Origin of the sequence: Bhargavaea massiliensis (assembly GCF_050480245.1) — a bacterium.
Classification (GTDB): Bacteria; Bacillota; Bacilli; order Bacillales; family Anoxybacillaceae; genus Anoxybacillus.
In genome coordinates, this window is the sequence record NZ_JBCNEQ010000056.1 from 1 (window position 1) to 1,723 (window position 1,723).

The 1,723-nt window shown below is 38.2% G+C and carries 1 protein-coding gene and 1 pseudogene; both read right to left on the minus strand.

Annotation, left to right across the window (positions count from 1 at the left end; genetic code table 11):
• Positions 1-189 precede the first annotated feature (189 nt).
• Positions 190-759, minus strand: a complete 570-nt coding sequence (locus ABEV15_RS11160; RefSeq protein ID WP_498853244.1) for a hypothetical protein — start codon at positions 757-759, stop codon at positions 190-192.
• A 14-nt stretch (positions 760-773) separates the two neighbouring features.
• Positions 774-1,690: pseudogene (locus tag ABEV15_RS11165) on the minus strand (RHS repeat-associated core domain-containing protein); the annotation flags it as partial.
• Positions 1,691-1,723: the final 33 nt, after the last annotated feature.

Genomic DNA, 1,723 nt, shown 5'->3' on the forward strand with positions numbered 1-1,723 from the left:
TTGAGAACGAAGCAGGGAGGGAGACCGATGCGCGTCTTGTATGAACGCTGTAGGCGAACAGTGCCAGGCACTGTTCGCCTAGTGAAATATACATCCCTTTATCGCAACAATTAACCTTAACGTTTTTTGTAAATTGAATTATTTGTAAAAATCTATCTAAAAAGAAAAAGGGGGAATTTGTCCCCCCACTTAAATGATAGATTTCACCTCTAATGTATAAGGCTTTAACTCCTTTTCTAATAAAATTCTGGCAATATCGTCTGTATTTGAAGTAATTATTAACTCTTGAGGAGTACGACCAAAACTAATTAACAATTTTTCGTGTTCTCCTTCTAACAAAATAGCTATACCTGCTTCAAAAGTGAAATGAAGAGTATTAGAGTTAGCTTTACAATAATAGTTTTCTTCTAAAAAAGTAATCAATTTAAACCCATTTGGAGACTGCATATCTTTAATTTTTATAAATTCTGGTTTTTCTTTAGGATTAAACGAATACAGTTTCGGTATTTCTTTTTCCTTTACAATGACAAGATGATCAATTTCTGCATTATAGTTTATCTCCGTTTGTTCTGCTGTAACTAAATAAAACTCTCTATCGCCTATCTGCAATAATACTTGAAGACAGCTAATAACTTCACTATAGTTAGAAAGAAGGTCTAGCCCATCCGTAAACACCGTTACATGTTTGGACTGCGAAATACGATATAAGTTATCAAGTTTCGTTTGAATAGGAATCACATAATGTGTCATAGATGACATATTTTACACCTCACTTAAAAGTGTATATCCTCGTAAATACCACCTCGTTTGAAATCTAAGTTGATCTTTAATGTCCCATCCTTTCTCCTTGTATACCGAATTTGATATCTTCCGTCAGGAGTAAATCTCCTAATAGTATTTCCTTTAGAGAATTGTTTCACTTTTTTTCTCTTTGTATAGTGCCTAAATATACTTTTGGCTACTGCCTTTCCTCCAGGCAGGTCAGTGTTGATTCTAGTTTTATGCTTTTTAGGGTTTTTACCAAGAAGTCTGACAAATCTAACATATTTTCCTGTATTTCTAACAAGTTTAACTTTTCCTCCACCAACAAAACCGATAGCCGCCGTAGCTGCGACACATTTCCATCCTTTTCCTGATTTGTATGCCTTATACACTTCATACGCCGTAAACCCTGCGCTGATGGCATTGATCACCAACCAAACAAAATGCCCATCCGGATCCACCAACATCACCGGATTGTTATTTGCGTACGTGTATCCATTCTGCGTCAAGATATCGTCCGCATCCCCCGGGTCTGGATCCAAGGATAGGAACACACCTTGTTCTGGGCGATAATACCGGGCGATCAGGTAATAAAGACCCGTTTCTTTGTCATATTGGTATCCCGCATATCGGTATGGGTTTTCCTCCGCCAAGGCACCGGATTGAGAGAGAATATTCCCCCATGCATCGTATTGATAACGGGCAACGATGTTTCCTTGTTCATCCGTCAGGGCGATGACATCGCCATGCGCGTTATAGTGGTAAAAATACGTCGCATTGCTTTTTTTATGGCAAGGAGTTGCCCGTTTTCTCCGTATATATATGATCTTACCACATTTCCATCCACATCGGTTTCATACAGAACGTTTAGGCTGTCCCCTTGGTAATGGTAGTTCGTAACGACGCCATTCACGTTCTTTTGAATTCGTCAACTGTCTTCACTGTACAATAAAAAGGTTAT

What these genes read in the sequence shown, in the direction of transcription:
- ABEV15_RS11160 (WP_498853244.1), bottom strand. Translation starts at nt 759, where the DNA reads ATGTCATCTATGACACATTATGTGATTCCTATTCAAACGAAACTTGAT.